Source organism: Candidatus Agathobaculum pullicola, from assembly GCF_052117205.1.
Lineage (GTDB): Bacteria > Bacillota > Clostridia > Oscillospirales > Butyricicoccaceae > Agathobaculum > Agathobaculum pullicola.
Map to the genome: position 1 here is coordinate 1 of NZ_JBQKJP010000031.1, position 19716 is coordinate 19716.

The following is a 19716-nucleotide window of genomic DNA, read 5'->3' on the forward strand; positions in this document are numbered from 1 at the left end:
GTTTACAGACTCCTTTCAGAATGGTGTGTGGTAACTTCATTCTACCAGAGATCTGCAAACCATGTCTCTTTTTATCCTCTATTCAATTTGCGCAACTTATCTTACATTATCGGGGAAATTGGTTATCTGCGGCGTCTGCGCTGATAATTGGTATTTTCATACCGGGAGCGCAGATTCTTGCGTTGGTTGCGGCGTCGTATACCGCCAAAAGTCAGATTGAACAGAATGTATAATACGAAAAATACAGCCAGCACAATCAAGATGACTTTAAATATGGTGCTTTGGAAGAAGTTGCTGAGCTTGTCGGCGTAATAGAGTACGGGGCTCATTTCTACATCGCTGAGCGCCACCAACTCGACCGTGCCGTAGTCCATACCATTGTAGGAATAGGTGACACTGCCAATCACGTCGCCTGCTTTAATCGGGGCATCTACGCTCTCCGGTGCGGTGATGACAGGGTCTTGGGTGAGCGATTCGATATCTAAATTCTTGGGCATAAGAGAAACCAAATCGTTTTTGGCCGTCAGCACAAGCTTGTCCGTATCGGTGGATAGTTCCACTTTAATTTGTTTGATGGTATCTCCTTGCTTGACAAGCGTTTTAGAGATGAAGTTTTCAAAGCCCCATTTACATAAGGCAGAGGTATCCGTGAAGCTGGCCGCAATTTCAGGATATTCGGCCGATTGGTCATCACAGCCCAGTACAACCGAATAGAGCTTGGCATCGCCATACTCCGCATAGCCGACAAAACAGTTGCCCGCCTGCGAGGTATGGCCGGTTTTGATGCCCTGACAGTATGGATAAGCATAGGGAGCATACGAACTGAAAATCAGCATGTTGGTTGTGTAGATTTTACGCTCCTCGTGCATATTGGTTTTTGCCATCTTGTGCTGTACGGTGTTAACGATGTTGGCAAAGGTTTCGTCCTTCATGGCCTCATAGGCGATTTTGTAGAGGTCGCGTGCGGTGGAGTAGTGGTCGTCCTCATGCAGGCCGCAGGGGTTGGAAAAGTGGGTGCCCGTGCAGCCAAGTTCAGTGGCGCGCTCGTTCATCATATTGACGAAGTTTTCATAGGTCCCGCCGACGTGACGGGCGAGCATATAGGCTGCTTCATTGGCCGAGGGCAGCATCAGTGCATACAGCAGGTCTTTGACGGTAACTTGTTCGCCTTGCTTGATGTCTGCGTTTGAGCTGTCCGCAGTGACGTTTTCAAAGTCAGAGGCTTCGGCGGTGACTGTTTCATTCAGATCGGTCACATTTTCAAGCGTAAGCAGCGCCGTCATGATTTTCGTGGTTGAAGCAGGGTAGCGGCGCTCGTCCGCATTTTTTTCGTATAAAATCATACCGGAGTCCGGACTGATGAGAAGCGCCGCCTGAGCGTTGAGCGCGGGCGCACCGGGTGCGGCGGCAAAAAGGCTTGTATTATCCGCTTGACCGGCAGCATCCGTGCCTTGGGTGTCGGTACTTTCGGTATCGCTGCCGGTATCTGAGGTATCCGAGACCGTGTCTGTCTCCCCAGGCGCAGCAAAGGCTTGCGGCAATGGAACAGCGGCAAACAATAAAATGCAGCACAGGGCAAGCGCTGTGAAGCGGTTTCGTAGTATATTATTTTTCATTGGTATCCCCCAGTGAGAAGTCGGCGTCGGTGAAATGGCCGCGCAAAGCCGCAGGCTTGGGCGGCACGCGGCGCAGGGGGTCATATTGGAACGCACGGCAATGATCCGTGCCGTCCACCACGCCGCGGCGGCGGCAGGCAATACGCCGGCCGTCAGCCAGCGGTGTGCCGTGTGAGCAATAAGTACAGCGTGGTTCCATATTCTTGCGCAGCAGCTTTTTCAGCTTCATGCGTGAGGTCACTCCAATCTCATGTTCTGTGACCCATTATATCTTATTTTTCGCTTTTTTTCCAGACCAAATTGTAAACAACATCAAAAGCAATATTAGGAAAAAAGCGGAATAGTGGCGCTGCTGCAGCGCTTTGTCCACCGGGGCAAAAGCCGGGAGTGCGGTGGGGGAAAGGCGTGTCAGCAATGCGGTGAGTGCTGCTGCCATGGCGCCGTGCAGCAGTTTGCAGGCCGCAAATCCGCGCATGGGCAGACCAACAGGATCGGCCAACGCGCGCGCTTGAAACTGTACGGCCAGCCCGCCGAAGCCGAGCAGGAAGGAGGCGAGCGTCAGTTTCACGCTGTCCGGCAGCGGTAATGCGCGGAGTACATCCAGACCGGAGGTCAGCTCCAGTATGCCGGAGAATGCAGTGCCGTAAGGAACATGTGATAAAACAGGCTGCACCAGCCGCAGCAGCACACAAAAGACAGTCAGAAAGGCAGTAACGGTCAGGGCAGTGGCAGCCGCCTGTTGCACCGCAGCGCAAAAAATAGCGGAAAAGCTCTGTCGTGGCATGGTATCCGGTGTATATGGCACGGTGTCTTCAACTGTGGGCTGTGCCGGACGCGCAACAAGAAGGCCGGTCAACAGTGCGGTCAGTATGTGGATGCCGTACAGCATGGCGCCCGTCTGTGCGCTGCCGAAAATGCCGAGACCTGCAAGACCGATGCAGAAGCCGGGGCTGGCGCAGTTGCAGAAAGCATTGACCCGCGCTGCGGTATCGCGCGAAAGCGCACCCTGCCTCAGCAAATCTGCCGTGGTCGCCGTTCCAACCGGATAGCCGCCGGTCAGTCCGAGAATGACGGCAGGCGCGGCAGAAGGCGGCAGACGGTACAGCCATGCGAGTGGGCGTGCGGCGGGGCGGGTGAGCGCTTGCGCCAGTCCGCTGCGTACCAGCAGGCCGCTTGCCAGAAAAAAGGGGAACAGCGCGGGCAGCGCCTGTCCGGCGGCCAGAGAAAGGCCGTCGCGCACACCGTTGGCACAGGCGGCGGGAAAAAGCAGAAACGCTGCAAATAAGGCCAGAGATAGAAACAACTTCATGCACGCACCTCCGATGTCTCAGGATATGCGGTGCTGTCAAGTTTGATGCTGCGGGCGCATACAATAGCCCGAACGGAGGAGGGACGCACATGGCGCATGAGGGGTTGGGCGAGCTGATCGATGATCTGCATGGCTTCCGGCCGCGCGTGGAAATCATCGGTAACAGCCGTGTGGTGGTGGAGAATCATCGCGGTATTCAGGAATATGAGCAAGGGCTGCTGCGGGTCAAATGCAGCGGCTGCGAGGTGCGCATCGTGGGAGCGGGTTTGGAGCTGACGGCGCTTTCGCTTGATGAACTGGCGGTTACCGGGACAATCGTTTCGGTGGAGTATACGACGGCGGGATAACGGAAAGGGGATGGAATCATGCTTGCGCGGCTCTGGCGTCTGGCGCGCGGACAGGTGCGCGTGCGCGTGACAGGTGCAAGCCTGCCGCGCTTTCTCAACCTGTGCGCCGAGAAAGGTCTAATGCTGCGGCGGATGGAACGCACGGCGTGGGATGAAATGTATGTCACGCTGTCGGTTGCGGATTTTCGTGCTCTGCGGCGGTATATGGGGCGCACAGGCTGTCGGGTGCATATCGTGCAGCGGCGCGGTATGCCGTTTTGGGCGGCGCGCTTACGGCCGCGCACCGCGCTGTGGGGCGGTTTGGTGCTGCTGGTGCTGCTTTGCTGGGTACTGTGCGCGCATATCTGGTCGATTGAGGCGCATATTGACCCCGCGCTGGATGAGGCGGAGGTGATGCAGCAGCTGGAAGAACTGGGGGTGCATATCGGTGCGCGCATCAGCTCGCTCGATACGCGCAGTATCCGCTGGAGCATGCTCGGCATGCAGCCGAATATGACGTTTTTGTCGCTCAACTTTCGCGGAAACAGCCTGACCATTGAGGCTTATGGTGTGACGCCGCCCGAGGAAAAGATAGATCAGGAGGCAGTTGTCAAGGTCGTCGCTGCGCGAGAAGGCGTCATCAAAAGCGTGAAGGCGCTGGAGGGACAGCCGATGGTGCAGGCGGGCGACGCGGTCGAAACGGGTGATACGCTTATCAGCGGACTGGTACCTCCGACCCGCGAGGATGGAAATTATCATCTGACGCATGCACGCGGCGAAGTAGAGGCGTATACGGTGCATCAAGTGACGGCCGCGCGCGCGCTGGAAACCGAAAGCAAGGAATACACCGGCAAGGTGCGGCGGCAGTATGCGCTGGTTTTGGGAAATCACCGGTTAAATTTATATATTGGGAGTGGAATTGACGGGGGAACCTGTGATAAAATAATAGAAACCAGAACGCTGCGCCTGTCGGACAGCGTGGTGTTCCCAGTGTCGCTGGTCGTGCAGACCTATGTGTTTTATGAGCGTGAGCCGCAAACTGCCACGGTAGAAGAGCTGCGTGTCGATATGCTCTCGCGTGCACTGGAGGAGATTGCCTCCGGTATGGACGGTTCGGTCACAGAGCACAGCGAAACGCTCACCGAACAGGGCGGCGCGGCGGTGCTGGAGATGACCGTACACGCAGTCGAGCAAATCGGTGTTGAGGCGGTCGACGACAGTACGATTCCGGAAAAACCGCCGTCTGAAGAGGAGACTACGTCATAGCACACAGTGGCAGACGGAAAGAGAATAAGGAAAGCAAGGTGCAAACCATAGAAAAGACAATACAGGTAGAGAGAACCGAACTTCTGATGTCGGTTTTCGGTGCGTTTGACGAAAATATCAAAATGATTGAGCGGGAACTGGGCGTTTCAGTCATTAGCCGGGGAACCGAACTGAAGGTTTCGGGCGAGGCCGCGGATGTGGAGACAGCATCGCATGCCATAGAGGCGCTGGTCTCCATGGCGGCGCGCGGGGACGCGATTGGCACGCAGACTGTGCAGTATGTCATTGGACTGGCGCGCGATGGCCGTGAGGCCGAGGTGCACACCATGAGCCGCGATGTGCTGTGCATTACGGCCAAGGGTAAGCCGATTAAGGCCAAAACCCTCGGCCAGAAACGGTATATGGAAGCGATTCGTAAAAATACCATCGTCATGGGCGTCGGCCCTGCGGGTACGGGCAAGACCTATCTTGCCGTGGCCGCGGCGGTCGCGGCCTTCCGGGACAAGCAGGTGTCCCGCATCATCCTGACACGTCCCGCGGTCGAGGCGGGCGAAAAGTTGGGCTTCTTGCCCGGCGACCTGCAAAGCAAGGTCGACCCCTATCTGCGTCCGCTGTATGACGGCCTGTTTGATATGCTCGGCGCGGAAAACTTCGCCAAGTATCAGGAGCGCGGCTCAATCGAGGTGGCGCCGCTGGCCTACATGCGCGGCCGTACGTTGGATGATAGCTTTATCATTTTGGACGAAGCGCAGAACACGACGCCCGAGCAGATGAAAATGTTCCTGACCCGTCTGGGGTTTGGTTCGCAGGCGGTTATCACGGGCGATATTACGCAGATCGACCTACCGGACGGCAAGCAGTCCGGTCTTAAAGAAGCGCTGCGCGTGCTCGACGGTGTGGAAGGCATTGCTCAGTGCTATCTGACCGAAAAGGACGTGGTGCGGCATGAGCTGGTGCAGCGCATCGTTAAGGCCTATGCGGACTACGAGGGGAAAAAGGGCAGGAGCAAGACGCCGGACAGCAAGCATCCGGCATTCCACCGAAAAGGGGAAAAACGATGAGCCATCAGATCAAAATCGGGTTTGAAACCGAAGTGGAGGATGCGCAGGCGGTAGATGAACTCATTCGCACCTGTGCAAAACGTGTACTCGAAAGCGAGAAGGTGTCGTTTGATGCGGAAATCGACGTGACCGTCGTGGATGCAGACGAGATTCGGCGGCTCAACGCAGAATATCGTGACAAGGATGCAGTGACCGATGTGCTGTCCTTCCCGATGTACGATTTTTTGAACGGTGCGCCGCAGGAGGAACTCGAAGCCGAGCCGGACTCGGGCTGCGTGATGCTGGGCGATATGATTCTGTGCTACACACGCGCGGTCGAGCAAGCCGCGCAGTTTGGTCATTCGCCGGCACGCGAGTGTGGATACCTGACGACCCATTCCGTGCTGCATTTGCTGGGCTACGATCATGAGCGCAACGACGAGGACACGCGCCTGATGCGCGCCAAGGAGGAGGACAACCTTTCCTTCCTCGGACTGACCAGAGAGAATTGATATGGGAAAGAATATCCGAAAACTGCATGAGAGCTTCCAGCATGCGCTGCGCGGGTTGGGGCTGTGCATCCATGGGGAACGAAACTTCCGCGTGCATATGGTCGCGGCCTTTTATGTGACGATTTTTGCGGTAATGGGTCGTGCAAGCGTAGTGGAGGCGGCGATTTTGTGTATCTGCTTTGGCCTTACCATGGGAGCGGAGTTGATGAACACCGCTATTGAGAGGCTATGCGACCGGCAGGCCAGCGGATACGACGGTTTTGTTCGCAACGCCAAGGATATTGCGGCGGCGGGCGTGTTTGTGTGCGCAGTGGCGTGTGCAGCGGTCGGCGTGTGCGTCTTTTTGGGCAGAGGAGTATTGTGGACAGCTGTACAGTTTTTGCTGGCGCATCTTTGGGCGTTGGTGGCGTTGCTGGTGACTGTACCGGCTGCACTTTGGTTTATATTTCATTATGGGAGAATACAATGAGCAAGATTACGAAAACCGCGGTCGTCTCGGTGGTCGGCCGCCCGAATGTCGGCAAATCCACGCTGACCAATAAGCTGGTGGGGCAGAAGGTTGCCATCGTTTCCAGCAAACCGCAGACCACGCGCACCCGTATTACAGGCGTGCTCAGCCGTGGGGATACGCAGTATGTTCTTCTGGATACTCCGGGTTTGCATAGGCCGCGGTCCCGTCTGGGGGACTACATGTGTAAAGTTGTAACCGATACCGTGTCCGAGGTGGATGTGGCGGCGCTGGTGGTTGAGCCGATTGCCAACATCGGCCCGGCGGAGGAGAGTCTTATCCAGCAGATAAAGCAGCATCACATGCCCTCTATTCTGGTCATCAATAAAATTGATACAGTCAAAAAAGAGGAGTTGCTTGCTGTCATTGCGGCCTATGCCGCGGCGCATGATTTTGACGCGGTGGTGCCAATTTCGGCGCGCACGGGTGAAGGACTGAATGACTTTTTGTCCGAGGTGGACAAGTATGCGATTGAAGGCCCGCAGCTGTTTCCGGATGATATGGTATCCGATCAGCCGGAGCGGCAGCTTGTGGCTGAAATTGTGCGTGAAAAAATGTTGCGTTTGCTTGATCGGGAGGTGCCGCACGGTGTTGCTGTCGGCATTGAGCGATGGCACGAGCGTGAGGACGGTTTGATTGAAATTAACGCTGTCATTTACTGTGAAAAGAACAGCCATAAGGGGATTATCATTGGCAAACAGGGCGCTATGCTCAAAGAAATCGGTCACCAGGCTCGCGCAGATATCGAGCGTATGCTCGATGCGAAGGTGTTCCTTGAACTGTGGGTCAAGGTCAAGGAGGGCTGGCGCAACAATCAGTACCAAATGCGCAACTTCGGCTACGAGGATCAGTAAATGGCAGAGGTCAGGCTGCGCGCGCTTATTTTGCGTGAGGTGGATTTCGGTGATTTCGACCGCTATCTGACCGTGCTGACCGAATACGGGCGCAAAAGCGAGATTCTGTACAAAAACGCGCGGCGGGGCAAAAAGCAAAACCCTGCCGCGCGGCAGTTTTGCTATTCCGAGCTGATTTTGTCCGAGCGGGGGGGAAAATACGCCTTGAGGGATGCCGATTTGGTGCATTCGTTTTTCTCGCTTGCGCAAGATATTGAGCGGTATGCGCTTGCATGCTATTTGGCTGAATTGGCCGGCGCAGTGACAGGGCCAGATGAGGACAATCCTGTGGTCAGCCGTCTGCTGCTACACGCGCTGCATGCGCTGGAGGGGAAAAAGCGCGATCCCGCGCTGGTCAAAGCTGCGTTGGAATGGCGTGTGCTGGCGGAAAACGGATATGCGCCCGACCTTGTGGATTGTGGCGTGTGCGGTCAGCCGATTGCGCAGCCGCCGATATGTTTTTCCGTCCGTGCGGGTACGGCGGCGGACGCGAAGTGTGCTGCGCGCGTGGGTGGGTATGAGCGTCTTGCGGACGGAACGCTGCGCGCGATTTTGCACGTCCTGTCGGCCGATCCACAGAAAGTTTACGCCTTTGCCCTTGCCGACGCGGCAAGAGAGCAGTTTTGTCGTATGGCAGAAGCGTATGTGCAATACCACCTTGGCCGTGGGTTTGACAGTTTGGTATTTTACCGCTCGCTCCAGCCGAAAGGGGAAAAGCCATGATTGTAGGAAAGAATATGTTGGCAAGGCAGACCTCCTTGCGCTTTTCGGTATATATGCAGCTTGCACTCGATGGCATTGCGGCGGTAGTTTTTCTGTTTAGCTGGCTTGCAAGCATAAAACCGTATGTCGTCATACTGGGGCTGATGCTGCTTTCGTTGGCCAACACGTTTCTGTGCGGCCATTATCTGCTGCGCGACCTTAAGCGGCATTTGCCGAATGAGGAGTATCAGCGCCTTGCCGCACGATATTTTCCTTATGGCAGCCATTGGCTGTGGGTGCTGCTGCAATACAGGCAGCTTCGCGATGTGACCGGCGAAACGGGCCGCTTGTTTTTGCGTATTTGGCTGCGGACAATGGGCCTGATTGCAGGCTCTATGCTGGGGATTTATCTGCTGTTTTTGCTGCTGATGTTTTTGTTGTGAAACCTTGCTTTTGGAGAGGAAGCTATGAATAAATTAGGCGAAAAATCCTTAAAAACACTGGAATACTATGAAATCTTAGAACGTCTTGCGGCGCAGGCTGCGTCGGACGCGGCGAAAGAGAAATGCCGCGCGCTGCGGCCGCTGGATGACCATGAGCAGGCGCAGGTTTGGATGGACCAGACAACAGATGCGAAAAACCGTATGGTACGGCACGGCAGTCCGTCGTTTGGCGGTATTCGTGCAGTGGGCGCGATTTTGCAGCGCGCCGACCGCGGCGGTACGCTCAACCCGCGCGAGCTGCTCGATGTCGCGAGTCTGTTGCAAACCGCGCGCCGCGCGCTGGTATATGATGCCGAGCAGGAGGAAAAGACTGCGCTCACGCCGATTTTTGGTCTGCTGTCCGGAAACCGTGCGCTGGAGGAGGCTATCACGACCGCAATTGTATCCGAGGAGGAGATTGCGGACGGCGCTTCTCCGGAATTGCTGTCTATCCGCCGCGAACTGCGGCGTATTTCGGGTAAAGTGCGTGAGACGCTCAACCGACTGATTTCGGGTGAACGGTCAAAATATTTGCAGGAAACTATCATCACCCAGCGAAACGGGCGTTTTGTCGTACCGGTTAAAGCGGAGCATCGCGGCGATATCCCGGGTCTGGTGCACGATACCTCATCCACCGGCGCGACCGTGTTCGTCGAGCCGCAGCAGGTGGTGGAAATCAATAATCAGATTAAGGTGCTTGAAGGCCGCGAGGAAGCCGAGATTGAGCGTATTCTCGCAGAGCTGTCCGGCGAGGTGGCGGGATATAAAAACGCGATTGAGCAGGATTTTGATGCGCTGGTATCGCTTGATTTTGTGTTTGCGCGGGCGAAGCTCTCGTTCGAGATGAACGCTGCCGCACCCATCCTTGCGGGAGGGAACGGCCGCTGCCGTTTGCTGCGTGCGCGGCATCCCTTGCTTGATAAAGACAAGGCCGTGCCGATTGACATTGCTATTGGCGGCGAGTACGACACGCTGGTTATCACCGGCCCGAACACGGGCGGCAAAACCGTGTCGCTTAAGACACTGGGACTATTGTCGCTCATGGCGGCTTCCGGTTTGCATATTCCGGCAAACGAGCAGTCTGAAATCGCGCTGTTTGAGCATGTTTATGCCGATATAGGAGACGAACAGAGCATTGAGCAGTCGCTGTCTACCTTCTCTGCGCACATGAAAACCATTGTATCCATCATGGACTGTTGCGCACAGGGGGATTTGGTGCTGTTTGACGAGTTGGGCGCGGGCACTGACCCGGTAGAGGGTGCGGCCCTTGCGGTTGCGGTGATTGGATACGCGCGCCAGATGGGCGCGTGTGTGGCGGCGACAACACATTATGCGGAGCTGAAAACCTTTGCGCTTACGACTGACGGCGTGGAAAACGCCTCGTGTGAGTTTAATGTACAGTCCTTGCAGCCGACCTATCGGTTGCTGACCGGTATTCCCGGCAAATCCAATGCGTTTGCCATTGCCGCGCGGCTGGGGCTTCAACCGACCATCATCGAGCGTGCAAAGGAGCAGGTTTCGACCAAGGACGCGCGCTTTGAGGACGTGCTGGCAGAACTGGAGCGTGAGCGTCGTCGGGTGGAACAGATGCGGGAGGAGGCCGCCAAAATGCGTTCGGCGGCCCAGTCCGAGCGCGATAAGATGCGCGCAGAGCGCGACGCGGCCGAACAGCGCGCGGATAAGCTGCTGGAAAGCGCACGCAGTCAGGCCGACCGTATTCTGAAGGATGCGCGCATGACGGCGGAAACCGTATTTGACGAGCTGGAAGACTTGAAAAAGAAGTCGCAGAAGAAAAACGCAGACCAGAATCTCGCCGCAGCTAAAGCTGCGCTGCGGGGCGTCATCACACAAACTGAAAACGAGCAGCGCCGCGGGGTGCAGAAGCGCGTGGTCGAAGCGGATGAGCAGCGCCCGGTCAAAAAGGGGGATAGGGTACGTCTGCTGAATGTCGGCGGGGTGTTGGCGGATGTGCTTGCGCCTGCCGACAAGAGCGGCAATGTACAGGTGCAGGCCGGCCCGATGAAAATGACGGTCAAGGCAAACGAATTGCGTCTGGTGGAAGAAAGCAAACCGGCGAAAAAGCCTGCGCCGCAGCCGCGCCGCAGTGCGCCCGCGCGGGAGCTAAACCTGCGGTCGGCGGCAAGCGAGGTAGATGTGCGCGGGATGAGCGCGGAGGAGGCGCTGTTTGAGGTGGACAATTTCCTGTCTCGTGCAATCATGGCGGGATTGCCTTCGGTCACGGTCATTCATGGTAAGGGAACAGGTGTGCTGCGAAACGCGGTGCAGCAGCATCTCAGGAGTAATAAGCGCGTCAAAAGCGTGCGCAGCGGCGTGTACGGAGAAGGCGAGCAGGGCGTGACGATCGTGGAGCTTCGGTGAAACCGGTTTCGGCAGATGCGTGAAAAATGGAACATCCTTTCGCGTAAAACCGTCATGCAGGGCAAAATGCCATATATTTTGACGAAATGCAAGAAAAATTTCATCAAAAACGCAAATGGCGCAAGGGGAAAAGGCCCTTGACGAAATCGACAAAAGAGGATAGACTATATATATCGGATTTGAAGAAATAGGAGCGATGCAGATTATGTATTCGAAAGAGGTACAGGTTACCAATCAGGTAGGCTTATATGCCCGTCCCGCAACTTTTTTTATTCAGAAGGCGAATGAGTTCAAGTCGACGATTCTGGTGGAGAAGGAAGAGCGCCGCGTCAATGCGAAGAGCTTGCTCGGCATTCTGTCTCTGGGCATTACCAAGGGCACTACCATCAACCTGATCGCGGACGGCCCGGACGAAGAAGAGGCTGTTTCTGCCCTGATTGAGTTGATTACGTCCAATTTTACCGACTAAGTTATCGCATCCTGAGAAAAAGCGCCGAATTGATCGGCGCTTTTTTTATCGAAGGGCTTGGCAGCGAAAAGGAGGCGGCTTGCCATGACAAGAGAACAACTCAAAGAGCGTGTGCGCCGCCTGCCGATGCAGCCGGGCGTGTATCTGCACAAGGATAAAACCGGCAAGGTGATTTATGTCGGCAAGGCTAAGCTGCTGCGTAATCGTGTATCCAACTATTTTCAGCCGCCCGAGCGGCTCAATGCCAAAACCAGGCAGTTGGTCAGCCATATTGATGATTTCGATATTATCGTGACCGAAAGCGAGTTTGAAGCGCTGGTTTTGGAAAACTCGATGATAAAAAAGTACAAGCCTAAGTATAATATCCTTTTGAAGGACGACAAGGGCTATCCTTATGTCCGGCTCAATGTGGATGCGCCCTACCCGGCGTTTACCGTTGTTTCTCGACCGGGGCATGACGGCGCGCGCTATTTCGGCCCCTATCCGGGCCGCGTGGCGGCGCGTCGTGCGATTGATACGATCAGCGAAGCGCTGTTGCTCAAAACCTGTTCGCGAGTTTTTCCACGCGATATCGGCAAGGATCGCCCGTGTCTCAATCTGCATTTGGGACGCTGCTGTGCGCCTTGCACGGGAAAAGTCAGCCCGGAGGAATACCATGCGCTGATCCATCAGGCGATTGCATTGTTTGAGGGCAATGCAAAACAGTTGGAAAAAGATTTGACCGAAAAGATGAACGAAGCGGCGGAGGAATTGCAGTTCGAGCGCGCGGCAATGCTGCGCGATCGGTTGCGTGCGGTACAGAAGCTGGGCACACGACAGCATGTGGTTGCGGGCGCATTTGCCGAGTTGGACGTGATTGCGTTCGTGCAGGGACAGACGCGTGCGTGTGTTTGTGTATTGCACTATGCGGGCGGCGCCTTACAGGATAAGGAATATACGCTGTTTCACTTGACCGGAAGCGATCCGGCTGAAGTGTTGTCCTCTTTTGTCAAGCAATACTATGCGCAGCGCGGCGCTGTGCCAAAAACCGTATTGCTCTCGCATGAAATTGAGGAGCAGGATGCGGTGGGGGAATATCTGTCGTCAATCGCGGAGCGCAAGGTCGAACTTGCGGTGCCGCAGCGCGGTGAGCGCCGCGTGCTGACGCGACTGGCGGAAAAAAATGCCTCCGAGGAAATTGAACGTCGCGAAAAACAGTCGGAAAGACGGCATAAATCACTGGAACTGCTGCAAAATGTGACCGGTATGATGGCACTGCCATTGCGGCTGGAAGCATATGATATATCAAATTTTGCCGGACAGGATACGGTCGGTTCGATGGTCGTGTTCGTCGAAGGACAACCCAAAAAGAGCGCTTATCGCAAGTTTAAGATTGCCTGCGCCGCTAACGGGCAGGACGACTATGCCTCCATGCGCGAAATGCTCACGCGTCGCGTGCAGCGGTATGTGGATGGGGATGAGAAATTCACACCACTGCCGAATGCGTTTCTGATTGACGGTGGTTTGGGTCATGTCCGCATATGCAAAGAGGTGCTTGATTCATTTGGCCTGCAAACGCCGTGCTTCGGTATGGTCAAGGACGACAAGCATCGCACGCGTGCGCTGGTGGCACCGGATGGTCGCGAATTCGGCATCTCGGCTACGCCTGCGCTGTTTGCGCTAATCGGGCGGATTCAGGAAGAAGTGCATCGCTTTGCCATCGAGTATAACCGTAAGCTGGGTGGAAAAAAGGTGCGTGGATCGACACTGGATAAAATCCCGGGTGTGGGCGACAAGCGTCGAGCAGAGCTGTTGCGGCATTTCGGCAGCATTGATAATATCCGCAAGGCGGGCGAACAAGAGCTGGCACGGATTTTGCCGCGTAACGCTGCGCAGGCGGTGTTTGACTATTTCCACAAGGAGGACTGAACGATGCGTGTGGTATCCGGTACGGCGCGCGGCTGCAAGCTGCAGCCTGTCCCCGGGATGAATACCCGACCGACAACCGATCGTGTGAAGGAAAATGTGTTCAATCTAATTCAGGATCACGTGCGCGGCGCGCGGGTGCTCGATTTGTTCGCGGGAACGGGACAGCTCGGCATCGAAGCGTTATCGCGTGGCGCAGCGCACTGCGATTTTGTGGAGCATAATAAAACAGCATACAATATCGTGTGTAAAAATACAGAAGCGGCGCGTGTGTCCGAGCGCGCCGGCTTGCATCGAATGGAGTCGAATACGTTCCTTTCCCATGTGGTAAAGCGGGGCTATGACCTGATTTTTCTCGATCCTCCGTACGGCGGCAAGGCTTTGGAAAATGCGTTATTACAGATAGAAACGTTTGACATTCTGTCTGCGGATGGTATAATAATATGCGAAAGTGCAGCAGAGGATCGGTTCACGCATGGGTTTGAGACCGTTCGTGAACGTCGCTATGGTGCAACTATGATTACCGTTCTGCGTCTGCGGGACGGCGGAACGGATGAGTAACATGAGAACTGCGATCTATCCGGGCAGCTTTGACCCGGTCACCTTGGGTCATTTGGATATTATACGCCGTGCATCGGTCATGTTTGATCGGCTGATTGTTGCGGTAATGCACAACCAGAATAAAAAGCCGATGTTTTCGGTGGAGGAGCGGATGGAATTCCTCCGGCGGACAACCGTTGAACTGCCGAACGTGGAGATTGCATCCTTTGGCGGCCTGCTTGCGGATTATGCCAGACAGCAGGATGCTTGCGCAGTGGTCAAGGGCCTGCGCGCGGTTTCGGATTTTGAATATGAATTTCAGATGGCGCTGGCGAATCGGAAGCTGAATCCTCAGTTGGATACGGTGTTCCTGATGACGAGCGCGGAATATATGTACCTGTCATCCTCCGTGGTGAAGGACATTGCAGTACACGGCGGCAGTGTCGCCGGCTTTGTCCCTGACAGGATCATGCAGGATATTGTGCGCCGCACAAGAAAGGAAGGCTAAACGATGGCAACTTTGGACGAACTGATCAACAGCATGTACGATATGGTGCAGGATGCCAAGGGAATTCCGCTGGCGGGCGAAAAGTGCATCATCGAACGTGACCATCTGCTCGATCTGCTCGATGAGTTACGTGCGACGCTGCCGAACGATTTGCAGGTTGCGCAGGATATCGTATCCAAGCGCAGCGAGATGCTGGCTTCCGGAAAGCGTGAGGCGGAAGCGATTCGCCGTCAGGCGGAGGAGGATGCCCGTCAGATGGTTTCGGAAACCGAAATTGTGGTTGCGGCCCGTCGTAAGGCAAAAGAAGTGCAGGGCAATGCGGAAATTCAGGCACGGGAACTGCGCCGCGTGGCCAATGAGTACTGTGAGGATACCCTGAAACGCACAGAGGAAGCAGTAGCGCTTTCGCTCGAGGAAGTGCGCAAGGCGCGCCAGCGTTTTAAGAGTATTGCCAAGTGATAAAACATGAGAAAAACAGCTGTCTAATGGGCAGCTGTTTTTTTATGCAGTGAAAAAATGGAGTGAAAAACAGCACTGTAATTGCTTGTACCACTTTGACCCACATAGGGTGGATGACCGATGTTTCTCCTCTTCAGAGAGATGGCAATTTGGGTGTAAGAATGGGTGACTGGTGGGATTTTCCCCCACTGGAGCGCCTTGGAAGGGACATGTTAAAACCATCGAACAAGTGTTTGAAAATTGCAAAAAATCGTCGAAACAACGAATTTTCAGCCATAATGTTCTGCAAAATAATGCGAAAAAAACCTTGCAATCTATTCGGCCTATCGCTATAATGGAAACAAGGTGGTGAGAAGTGGGGCAAAGTGTCACACATTCCCCCGAAGCGAAAGTGTGGTGTGAATCCGGTGAAGGGCGAATACAAACATTCCGTTGACGCGAAAGGGCGGCTGGCAATGCCGGCCAAGCTGCGCGAGGAGTTGGGCGAGCACTTCACCGTCACCAAAGGGCTGGATGGATGCCTTGCGGTTTATCCGGAAAAGGAATGGGAAGCCTTGGAGGATCGCATCCGCAATCTGGGCAATGGTGAAAAGGCGCGCCGTGTGAAACGGTACTACTTTGCCAACGCCTTTGATGCGCAGCTCGACGCGCAGGGGCGTATTCTCATTCCCGCAAATTTGCGTGAGTTTGCCGATCTGCAAAAGGATGTCGTGGTTATCGGCCAGTTGGATCACGCAGAAATTTGGAACAGTGAAAAGTGGCGCGTTTATAACGAAGCAATCGATGCGGAGAGCGTTGCCGCTGACGTGGAAGATATGGATTTTTAACCGGACAGGCAGGAGGGAAGTATGGAATTTCATCATGTATCCATTCTGCTCGAACCTTGCCTTGAAGCGCTTCAGATCAAACCGGACGGTGTGTATGTCGATGCGACGACCGGCGGTGCTGGACATTCGCTCCGCATTGCGGAGCGTTTGCATGATACCGGTCGTTTGATTTGTATTGACCGGGATGATGAGGCGCTGGAAAATGCCAAAACGCGGCTGCGCGATGTGTGGCAGCGCGTAACGACGGTCAAAAGTGATTTTCGTGAAATCGATCATGTGTTGGCATCGCTCGGACTGCCGGGAGCAGACGGCATCCTGTTTGATTTGGGCGTTTCCTCTCCGCAGCTTGATCATGCGGAGCGCGGCTTTTCCTATATGCAGGACGCGCCGCTGGACATGCGCATGGATCGGTCACAGAAGCTGACCGCCTACGAGGTGGTCAACGACTGGAGCCGGGAGGAGATTCGGCGGATTTTGTTCGAGTATGGCGAGGAGCGGTATGCGCCGCTCATTGCCGCGGCAATTGAACGCGAGCGGGCGAAAAAGCCGATTGAAACCACACTGGAGCTGGTCGATGTAATCAAAAGCGCGATGCCGGGCAAGGCAAAGCGCGAAAAGCAGCATCCGGCAAAGCGCAGCTTTCAGGCGATTCGTATTGCGGTAAACGATGAGCTGAGTGCGGTGCGGGAAGCGATGGACAAAGCAATTGATTGCCTCAATCCGGGCGGACGGCTTGCGGTAATTACGTTCCATAGCTTAGAAGATCGTATCGTGAAGGCGGCGTTTCAACAAGCGGCGCAGGGATGTACCTGCCCGAAGGAGTTTCCAGTTTGTGTGTGCGGGAAAAAACCGAAGGTACGGCTGACTCCACGTAAGCCGATTCTTCCGGATGAAAGAGAGATCGGAGATAATCCCAGAGCACGCAGTGCAAAGCTGCGCGTCTGCGAAAAGATATAAATAGCAACCGCAGGAGAAAGGAAATGCAATGATGACTGCCAGCAGGGAAAGCGTGGCCTATAAACAATACGAAGAACGTTTTCCGGTGCCTCAGGAGCAGAGACGCGATTTGCGCGTAGCGCCTACACCGCGCCGACGAAAAAAGGCGCGTGTAAGACCCAGCTTGCTAGGCTGCTTTACAGTCGTGGCGATTGCCGCGGTGTACATCCTGTTTTGTCAGATGCAGCTCACGCAGCTGAGCGCTGAGGTTGGCGAACAGAGCGATATGCTGAATGAACTGACGGCGGAAAACGTATCGTTGACAACCAAGCAGATTAATAGCGTCAATATGGATGAGGTAGAGGAATATGCGGTAAATAACATGGGTATGGTCAAAATGGATAACTCCCAGATTGAATATGTGGAGCTGACCAATCCAGATACCGTAACGGTAGCGGATAGCGGCGTATCGCTTGGAACGCTTTTTGCCGGTTTGGCGCGTAGCTTTTCTGCAATTGTGGAATATATTCGGTAAGTAAATGAATAGGATGCGTACAGGGGAGTGAGAGGTGGAAACTTCTGACTCCTTACGCTTTTTATAACGAGATTACGGAGGAAAGGAAATACCATGGCAGCAAAGGGACCGAACAATCAAATGCGCGCACGAATCGGTGTTATGACCTTGGCGTTTGTGGTGTTTGGATTTGGGCTGGTTGGTGTCCGCCTGCTGTATATGCAGGTGTTCCACCATGATTTTTATGTGCAGCAGGCAACTTCCTTGCAGACGCGCGATACGTTTATCACACCCAACCGCGGCAAAATCTACGATGCAAACATGCAGGTTTTGGCGGAATCGGCTGAGGTAGAGCGTATCGTCGTTTCGCCGAAGGGTGCGGTGGATGAGACAAAGGTAAACGACGGCGTTTCCGCGCAGGCACAGCAGCAGACGCTGGCGCAGATTTTGGCGGATGAACTGAGTCTGGACTACAATACGGTGCTGGAAAAAGTGCAGAAAACCGATTCAGAGTATCAGATTATTGCCCAAAAGGTGGATAAAGACGTTTCTAAAGGATTGTATGAGAAGCTAAGACAGGCGGGCTGCACGGGCGTGTATTCCGAGCCGGATACCAAACGATATTATCAGCAGGGTGCTTTCCTGTCTGCTGTGCTCGGTTATGTCAGCAGCGATAACAATGGTGCATATGGCTTGGAGTCCCAATATAATGACGTGCTTTCCGGTACGGCTGGACGTATTGTGCGCGTACAAAATGCGCAGAATAAAGATATGACGCCCGATACCGAGCAATACATTCCGGCGCAGGACGGAGATTCGCTTGTGCTGACCATCGACAGTGACATTCAAAACTTTCTGGAAAAGCATCTGGAAACTGCGCTGGCGGATAACCCGCAGGCGCGCGATGGCGTTTCCGGCATTGTGATGAATGTCAAAACCGGAGAGGTGCTGGCGATGGCATCGCTGCCGGATTATGACCCTAACAATTCCTACTCGATTACGGATGAGCGTTATATCGAGGAACTGAAAACCAATGTGCAGGCTGCTTTGGCAGAAGCCGGTGTTACGGCGGAAATCAGTGATAAATATTATCGGGAGGGCGGACTGGCGAACCTGCCGGCAAGCATACAGGAAAATGATGAGCTGGTCGACAAATTAACCAGTATTCGCTCACAGCAGCTCTATAAAATGTGGTATAATCCCGTAGTAACAGATAACTATGAGCCTGGCTCCACCTTTAAATTGATGAATGTGGCAACAGCCTATGAGCTGGGGCTGGCGCATAAAGAGGATACCTATTATTGCGGCGGCTCGATGATGGTTGGCGACTGGTCCAAGCCGATTCAATGCTCCAATACCAGCGGTCACGGCACACAGACGCTGACCGAGGCGTTGATGAATTCGTGCAACGTGGCAATGATGCAAATTGTCGCCAAGACGGGAAAGGACCGCTTTTATGAATTTTACAAGGCGTTCGGCCTAACCGGACCGACTGGTATTGACCTGCCCAGCGAAAGCAAGGGCCAGTTCCACGACATCAACGTAAGCAGCGAGTGGAACGAGGTATCGCTTGCGGTTGCATCGTTCGGCCAGCGCTTTACCGTTACCCCGCTGCAGATGCTTAATATGGTATGCGCGATTGTGGATGACGGCAAGCTCAAGCAGCCGTATGTGGTTAAAGAGATTCTGGGTTCGGATGGCTCGGTCAAATCCACGACTGAGACAACGGTGGTTCGTCAGGTCATTTCGGAGGAAACCTCCGCTTATATGCGCGAGGCGATGGAGGCAGTCGTGTCGGGTGGTACCGGTAAAAACGCTTATGTACCCGGTTACCGCGTCGGCGGCAAGACGGCGACCTCGGAAATTGAAAAGCTGCGCGACAGCGAAGGAAAGGAAATTGATACCGAGAACCGCTATACCGCATCCTTTATCGGCGTAGCGCCGATGGAAGATCCGCAGATTGCCGTGCTGGTTGCGATCAACGACTTGCCCGAGTCTGTGCCACACGGTGGCGGCGCAATCGCCGCGCCGGTGGTCGGCCGCATCATGGAAGATGTACTGCCGTATATCGGCGTAACATCGGTTTACTCGGATGAAGAAAACGACCGTCGTGAGCTGACTGTGCCCAGCGTGATCGGTTCGACGGAAGAAGCGGCTGCAACCGCATTGCAGCAGGCTGGCTTTGAATACCGTGTGGTAGGCGATGGCGATACGGTCACCGATCAGGTGCCGTCGGGCGGCGTACGCATCCCGGCCAGCGGCAAAGTGATTCTGTATATGGGCGAGAGCAAACCGACAGAGCAAATCACCGTGCCCAATCTGACCGGCTTGACACCGGATCAATGCCGCAGCACATTGGAAGAATATGGACTTTATCTGAAGCAAAAGGGTGTTGCCTCTTCGCAGGTCACGGGCAATACGACAGCAAGTAAGCAAAGTCCGGCATATGGCACAAAGGTGAATATCGGCGCGGTGGTAACGGTAGAATTCTCGGATACCACGAACGTCAACGACCGATAGGAGGA

Annotated in this window: 21 protein-coding genes; 18 read left to right on the plus strand and 3 right to left on the minus strand. The window is 54.8% G+C overall.

All coding sequences use genetic code 11. The features are described 5' to 3' along the window. Positions 1-122: 122 nt before the first annotated feature. The 3 genes from ACTQ3V_RS10735 to ACTQ3V_RS10745 are packed head-to-tail and all read right to left on the minus strand — an operon-like array spanning position 123 to position 2925. Positions 123-1616 (minus strand): D-alanyl-D-alanine carboxypeptidase family protein, encoded by a 1494-nt coding sequence (locus ACTQ3V_RS10735; RefSeq protein WP_441467500.1) that lies wholly within the window; start codon positions 1614-1616, stop codon positions 123-125. Beyond that, positions 1606-1845, minus strand: coding sequence for a hypothetical protein (locus ACTQ3V_RS10740; protein ID WP_441467501.1), 240 nt, complete (start codon positions 1843-1845; stop codon positions 1606-1608). The genes ACTQ3V_RS10735 and ACTQ3V_RS10740 overlap by 11 nt, the downstream gene beginning before the upstream one ends. Positions 1846-1881: 36 nt before the next feature. Next, positions 1882-2925 carry a hypothetical protein gene (locus ACTQ3V_RS10745; RefSeq protein ID WP_441467502.1) on the minus strand — a complete coding sequence of 348 codons (1044 nt, stop codon included), beginning with the start codon at positions 2923-2925 and terminating at the stop codon, positions 1882-1884. 89 nt (positions 2926-3014) lie between these two features. Between ACTQ3V_RS10745 and ACTQ3V_RS10750 the strand changes: the two genes are divergently transcribed. The 18 genes from ACTQ3V_RS10750 to ACTQ3V_RS10835 all read left to right on the plus strand — a co-directional run bounded on the left by ACTQ3V_RS10750 (position 3015) and on the right by ACTQ3V_RS10835 (position 19711). Then, positions 3015-3272, plus strand: a complete 258-nt coding sequence (locus tag ACTQ3V_RS10750; protein ID WP_373164719.1) for a YabP/YqfC family sporulation protein — start codon at positions 3015-3017, stop codon at positions 3270-3272. An 18-nt stretch (positions 3273-3290) separates the two neighbouring features. Next, positions 3291-4517: a sporulation protein YqfD gene (locus ACTQ3V_RS10755; protein ID WP_441467503.1), complete on the plus strand. Its 1227-nt coding sequence runs from the start codon at positions 3291-3293 to the stop codon at positions 4515-4517. 86 nt (positions 4518-4603) lie between these two features. Next, a complete protein-coding gene (locus ACTQ3V_RS10760) occupies positions 4604-5578 on the plus strand; it encodes a PhoH family protein (RefSeq protein ID WP_441467532.1) in 975 nt (324 codons plus the stop codon). Then, on the plus strand, positions 5575-6069 hold the full coding sequence (gene ybeY / locus ACTQ3V_RS10765; RefSeq protein WP_441467504.1) for an rRNA maturation RNase YbeY: 495 nt from the start codon (positions 5575-5577) through the stop codon (positions 6067-6069). Before ACTQ3V_RS10760 ends, ybeY begins: the two co-directional genes overlap by 4 nt. A gap of 1 nt (position 6070) precedes the next feature. Continuing rightward, positions 6071-6538, plus strand: a complete 468-nt coding sequence (locus ACTQ3V_RS10770; protein WP_441467505.1) for a diacylglycerol kinase — start codon at positions 6071-6073, stop codon at positions 6536-6538. After that, the gene (gene era, locus ACTQ3V_RS10775) at positions 6535-7431 is read left to right on the plus strand and encodes a GTPase Era (RefSeq protein ID WP_441467506.1); all 897 of its coding nucleotides are present in this window, start codon (positions 6535-6537) and stop codon (positions 7429-7431) included. The genes ACTQ3V_RS10770 and era overlap by 4 nt, the downstream gene beginning before the upstream one ends. After that, positions 7432-8193, plus strand: coding sequence for a DNA repair protein RecO (gene recO / locus ACTQ3V_RS10780; protein WP_441467507.1), 762 nt, complete (start codon positions 7432-7434; stop codon positions 8191-8193). After that, positions 8190-8615, plus strand: coding sequence for a hypothetical protein (locus ACTQ3V_RS10785; protein WP_441467508.1), 426 nt, complete (start codon positions 8190-8192; stop codon positions 8613-8615). The genes recO and ACTQ3V_RS10785 overlap by 4 nt, the downstream gene beginning before the upstream one ends. A 24-nt stretch (positions 8616-8639) precedes the next feature. Beyond that, positions 8640-11033: an endonuclease MutS2 gene (locus ACTQ3V_RS10790; RefSeq protein WP_441467509.1), complete on the plus strand. Its 2394-nt coding sequence runs from the start codon at positions 8640-8642 to the stop codon at positions 11031-11033. A 205-nt stretch (positions 11034-11238) separates the two neighbouring features. Next, positions 11239-11502 (plus strand): HPr family phosphocarrier protein, encoded by a 264-nt coding sequence (locus tag ACTQ3V_RS10795; RefSeq protein ID WP_441467510.1) that lies wholly within the window; start codon positions 11239-11241, stop codon positions 11500-11502. Positions 11503-11586: 84 nt separating this feature from the next. Next, the gene (gene uvrC, locus ACTQ3V_RS10800; RefSeq protein ID WP_441467511.1) at positions 11587-13410 is read left to right on the plus strand and encodes an excinuclease ABC subunit UvrC; all 1824 of its coding nucleotides are present in this window, start codon (positions 11587-11589) and stop codon (positions 13408-13410) included. A gap of 3 nt (positions 13411-13413) precedes the next feature. Continuing rightward, positions 13414-13968 (plus strand): 16S rRNA (guanine(966)-N(2))-methyltransferase RsmD, encoded by a 555-nt coding sequence (gene rsmD, locus ACTQ3V_RS10805; RefSeq protein ID WP_441467512.1) that lies wholly within the window; start codon positions 13414-13416, stop codon positions 13966-13968. 1 nt (position 13969) lies between these two features. Beyond that, the gene (coaD, locus tag ACTQ3V_RS10810) at positions 13970-14455 is read left to right on the plus strand and encodes a pantetheine-phosphate adenylyltransferase (RefSeq protein WP_441467533.1); all 486 of its coding nucleotides are present in this window, start codon (positions 13970-13972) and stop codon (positions 14453-14455) included. Positions 14456-14458: 3 nt separating this feature from the next. Further along, positions 14459-14914 (plus strand): hypothetical protein, encoded by a 456-nt coding sequence (locus ACTQ3V_RS10815; protein WP_297179103.1) that lies wholly within the window; start codon positions 14459-14461, stop codon positions 14912-14914. A gap of 398 nt (positions 14915-15312) precedes the next feature. Further along, a complete protein-coding gene (gene mraZ, locus ACTQ3V_RS10820) occupies positions 15313-15741 on the plus strand; it encodes a division/cell wall cluster transcriptional repressor MraZ (protein WP_441467513.1) in 429 nt (142 codons plus the stop codon). Positions 15742-15762: 21 nt separating this feature from the next. After that, entirely contained in the window at positions 15763-16698 is a 936-nt protein-coding gene (rsmH, locus tag ACTQ3V_RS10825; protein WP_441467514.1) for a 16S rRNA (cytosine(1402)-N(4))-methyltransferase RsmH, read from the plus strand. 28 nt (positions 16699-16726) lie between these two features. Then, entirely contained in the window at positions 16727-17212 is a 486-nt protein-coding gene (locus ACTQ3V_RS10830) for a hypothetical protein (RefSeq protein ID WP_441467515.1), read from the plus strand. A 93-nt stretch (positions 17213-17305) separates the two neighbouring features. Beyond that, positions 17306-19711: a penicillin-binding transpeptidase domain-containing protein gene (locus ACTQ3V_RS10835; protein ID WP_441467516.1), complete on the plus strand. Its 2406-nt coding sequence runs from the start codon at positions 17306-17308 to the stop codon at positions 19709-19711. Positions 19712-19716 lie beyond the last annotated feature (5 nt).

Bases quoted from the DNA above. Each gene is read 5' to 3' on its own strand.
- ACTQ3V_RS10735 (WP_441467500.1), bottom strand. From the start codon at position 1,616: ATGAAAAATAATATACTACGAAACCGCTTCACAGCGCTTGCCCTGTGC.
- ACTQ3V_RS10740 (WP_441467501.1), bottom strand. From the start codon at position 1,845: ATGAAGCTGAAAAAGCTGCTGCGCAAGAATATGGAACCACGCTGTACT.
- ACTQ3V_RS10745 (WP_441467502.1), bottom strand. From the start codon at position 2,925: ATGAAGTTGTTTCTATCTCTGGCCTTATTTGCAGCGTTTCTGCTTTTT.
- ACTQ3V_RS10750 (WP_373164719.1), top strand. From the start codon at position 3,015: ATGGCGCATGAGGGGTTGGGCGAGCTGATCGATGATCTGCATGGCTTC.
- ACTQ3V_RS10755 (WP_441467503.1), top strand. From the start codon at position 3,291: ATGCTTGCGCGGCTCTGGCGTCTGGCGCGCGGACAGGTGCGCGTGCGC.
- ACTQ3V_RS10760 (WP_441467532.1), top strand. From the start codon at position 4,604: ATGTCGGTTTTCGGTGCGTTTGACGAAAATATCAAAATGATTGAGCGG.
- ybeY (WP_441467504.1), top strand. From the start codon at position 5,575: ATGAGCCATCAGATCAAAATCGGGTTTGAAACCGAAGTGGAGGATGCG.
- ACTQ3V_RS10770 (WP_441467505.1), top strand. From the start codon at position 6,071: ATGGGAAAGAATATCCGAAAACTGCATGAGAGCTTCCAGCATGCGCTG.
- era (WP_441467506.1), top strand. From the start codon at position 6,535: ATGAGCAAGATTACGAAAACCGCGGTCGTCTCGGTGGTCGGCCGCCCG.
- recO (WP_441467507.1), top strand. From the start codon at position 7,432: ATGGCAGAGGTCAGGCTGCGCGCGCTTATTTTGCGTGAGGTGGATTTC.
- ACTQ3V_RS10785 (WP_441467508.1), top strand. From the start codon at position 8,190: ATGATTGTAGGAAAGAATATGTTGGCAAGGCAGACCTCCTTGCGCTTT.
- ACTQ3V_RS10790 (WP_441467509.1), top strand. From the start codon at position 8,640: ATGAATAAATTAGGCGAAAAATCCTTAAAAACACTGGAATACTATGAA.
- ACTQ3V_RS10795 (WP_441467510.1), top strand. From the start codon at position 11,239: ATGTATTCGAAAGAGGTACAGGTTACCAATCAGGTAGGCTTATATGCC.
- uvrC (WP_441467511.1), top strand. From the start codon at position 11,587: ATGACAAGAGAACAACTCAAAGAGCGTGTGCGCCGCCTGCCGATGCAG.
- rsmD (WP_441467512.1), top strand. From the start codon at position 13,414: ATGCGTGTGGTATCCGGTACGGCGCGCGGCTGCAAGCTGCAGCCTGTC.
- coaD (WP_441467533.1), top strand. From the start codon at position 13,970: ATGAGAACTGCGATCTATCCGGGCAGCTTTGACCCGGTCACCTTGGGT.
- ACTQ3V_RS10815 (WP_297179103.1), top strand. From the start codon at position 14,459: ATGGCAACTTTGGACGAACTGATCAACAGCATGTACGATATGGTGCAG.
- rsmH (WP_441467514.1), top strand. From the start codon at position 15,763: ATGGAATTTCATCATGTATCCATTCTGCTCGAACCTTGCCTTGAAGCG.
- ACTQ3V_RS10830 (WP_441467515.1), top strand. From the start codon at position 16,727: ATGATGACTGCCAGCAGGGAAAGCGTGGCCTATAAACAATACGAAGAA.
- ACTQ3V_RS10835 (WP_441467516.1), top strand. From the start codon at position 17,306: ATGGCAGCAAAGGGACCGAACAATCAAATGCGCGCACGAATCGGTGTT.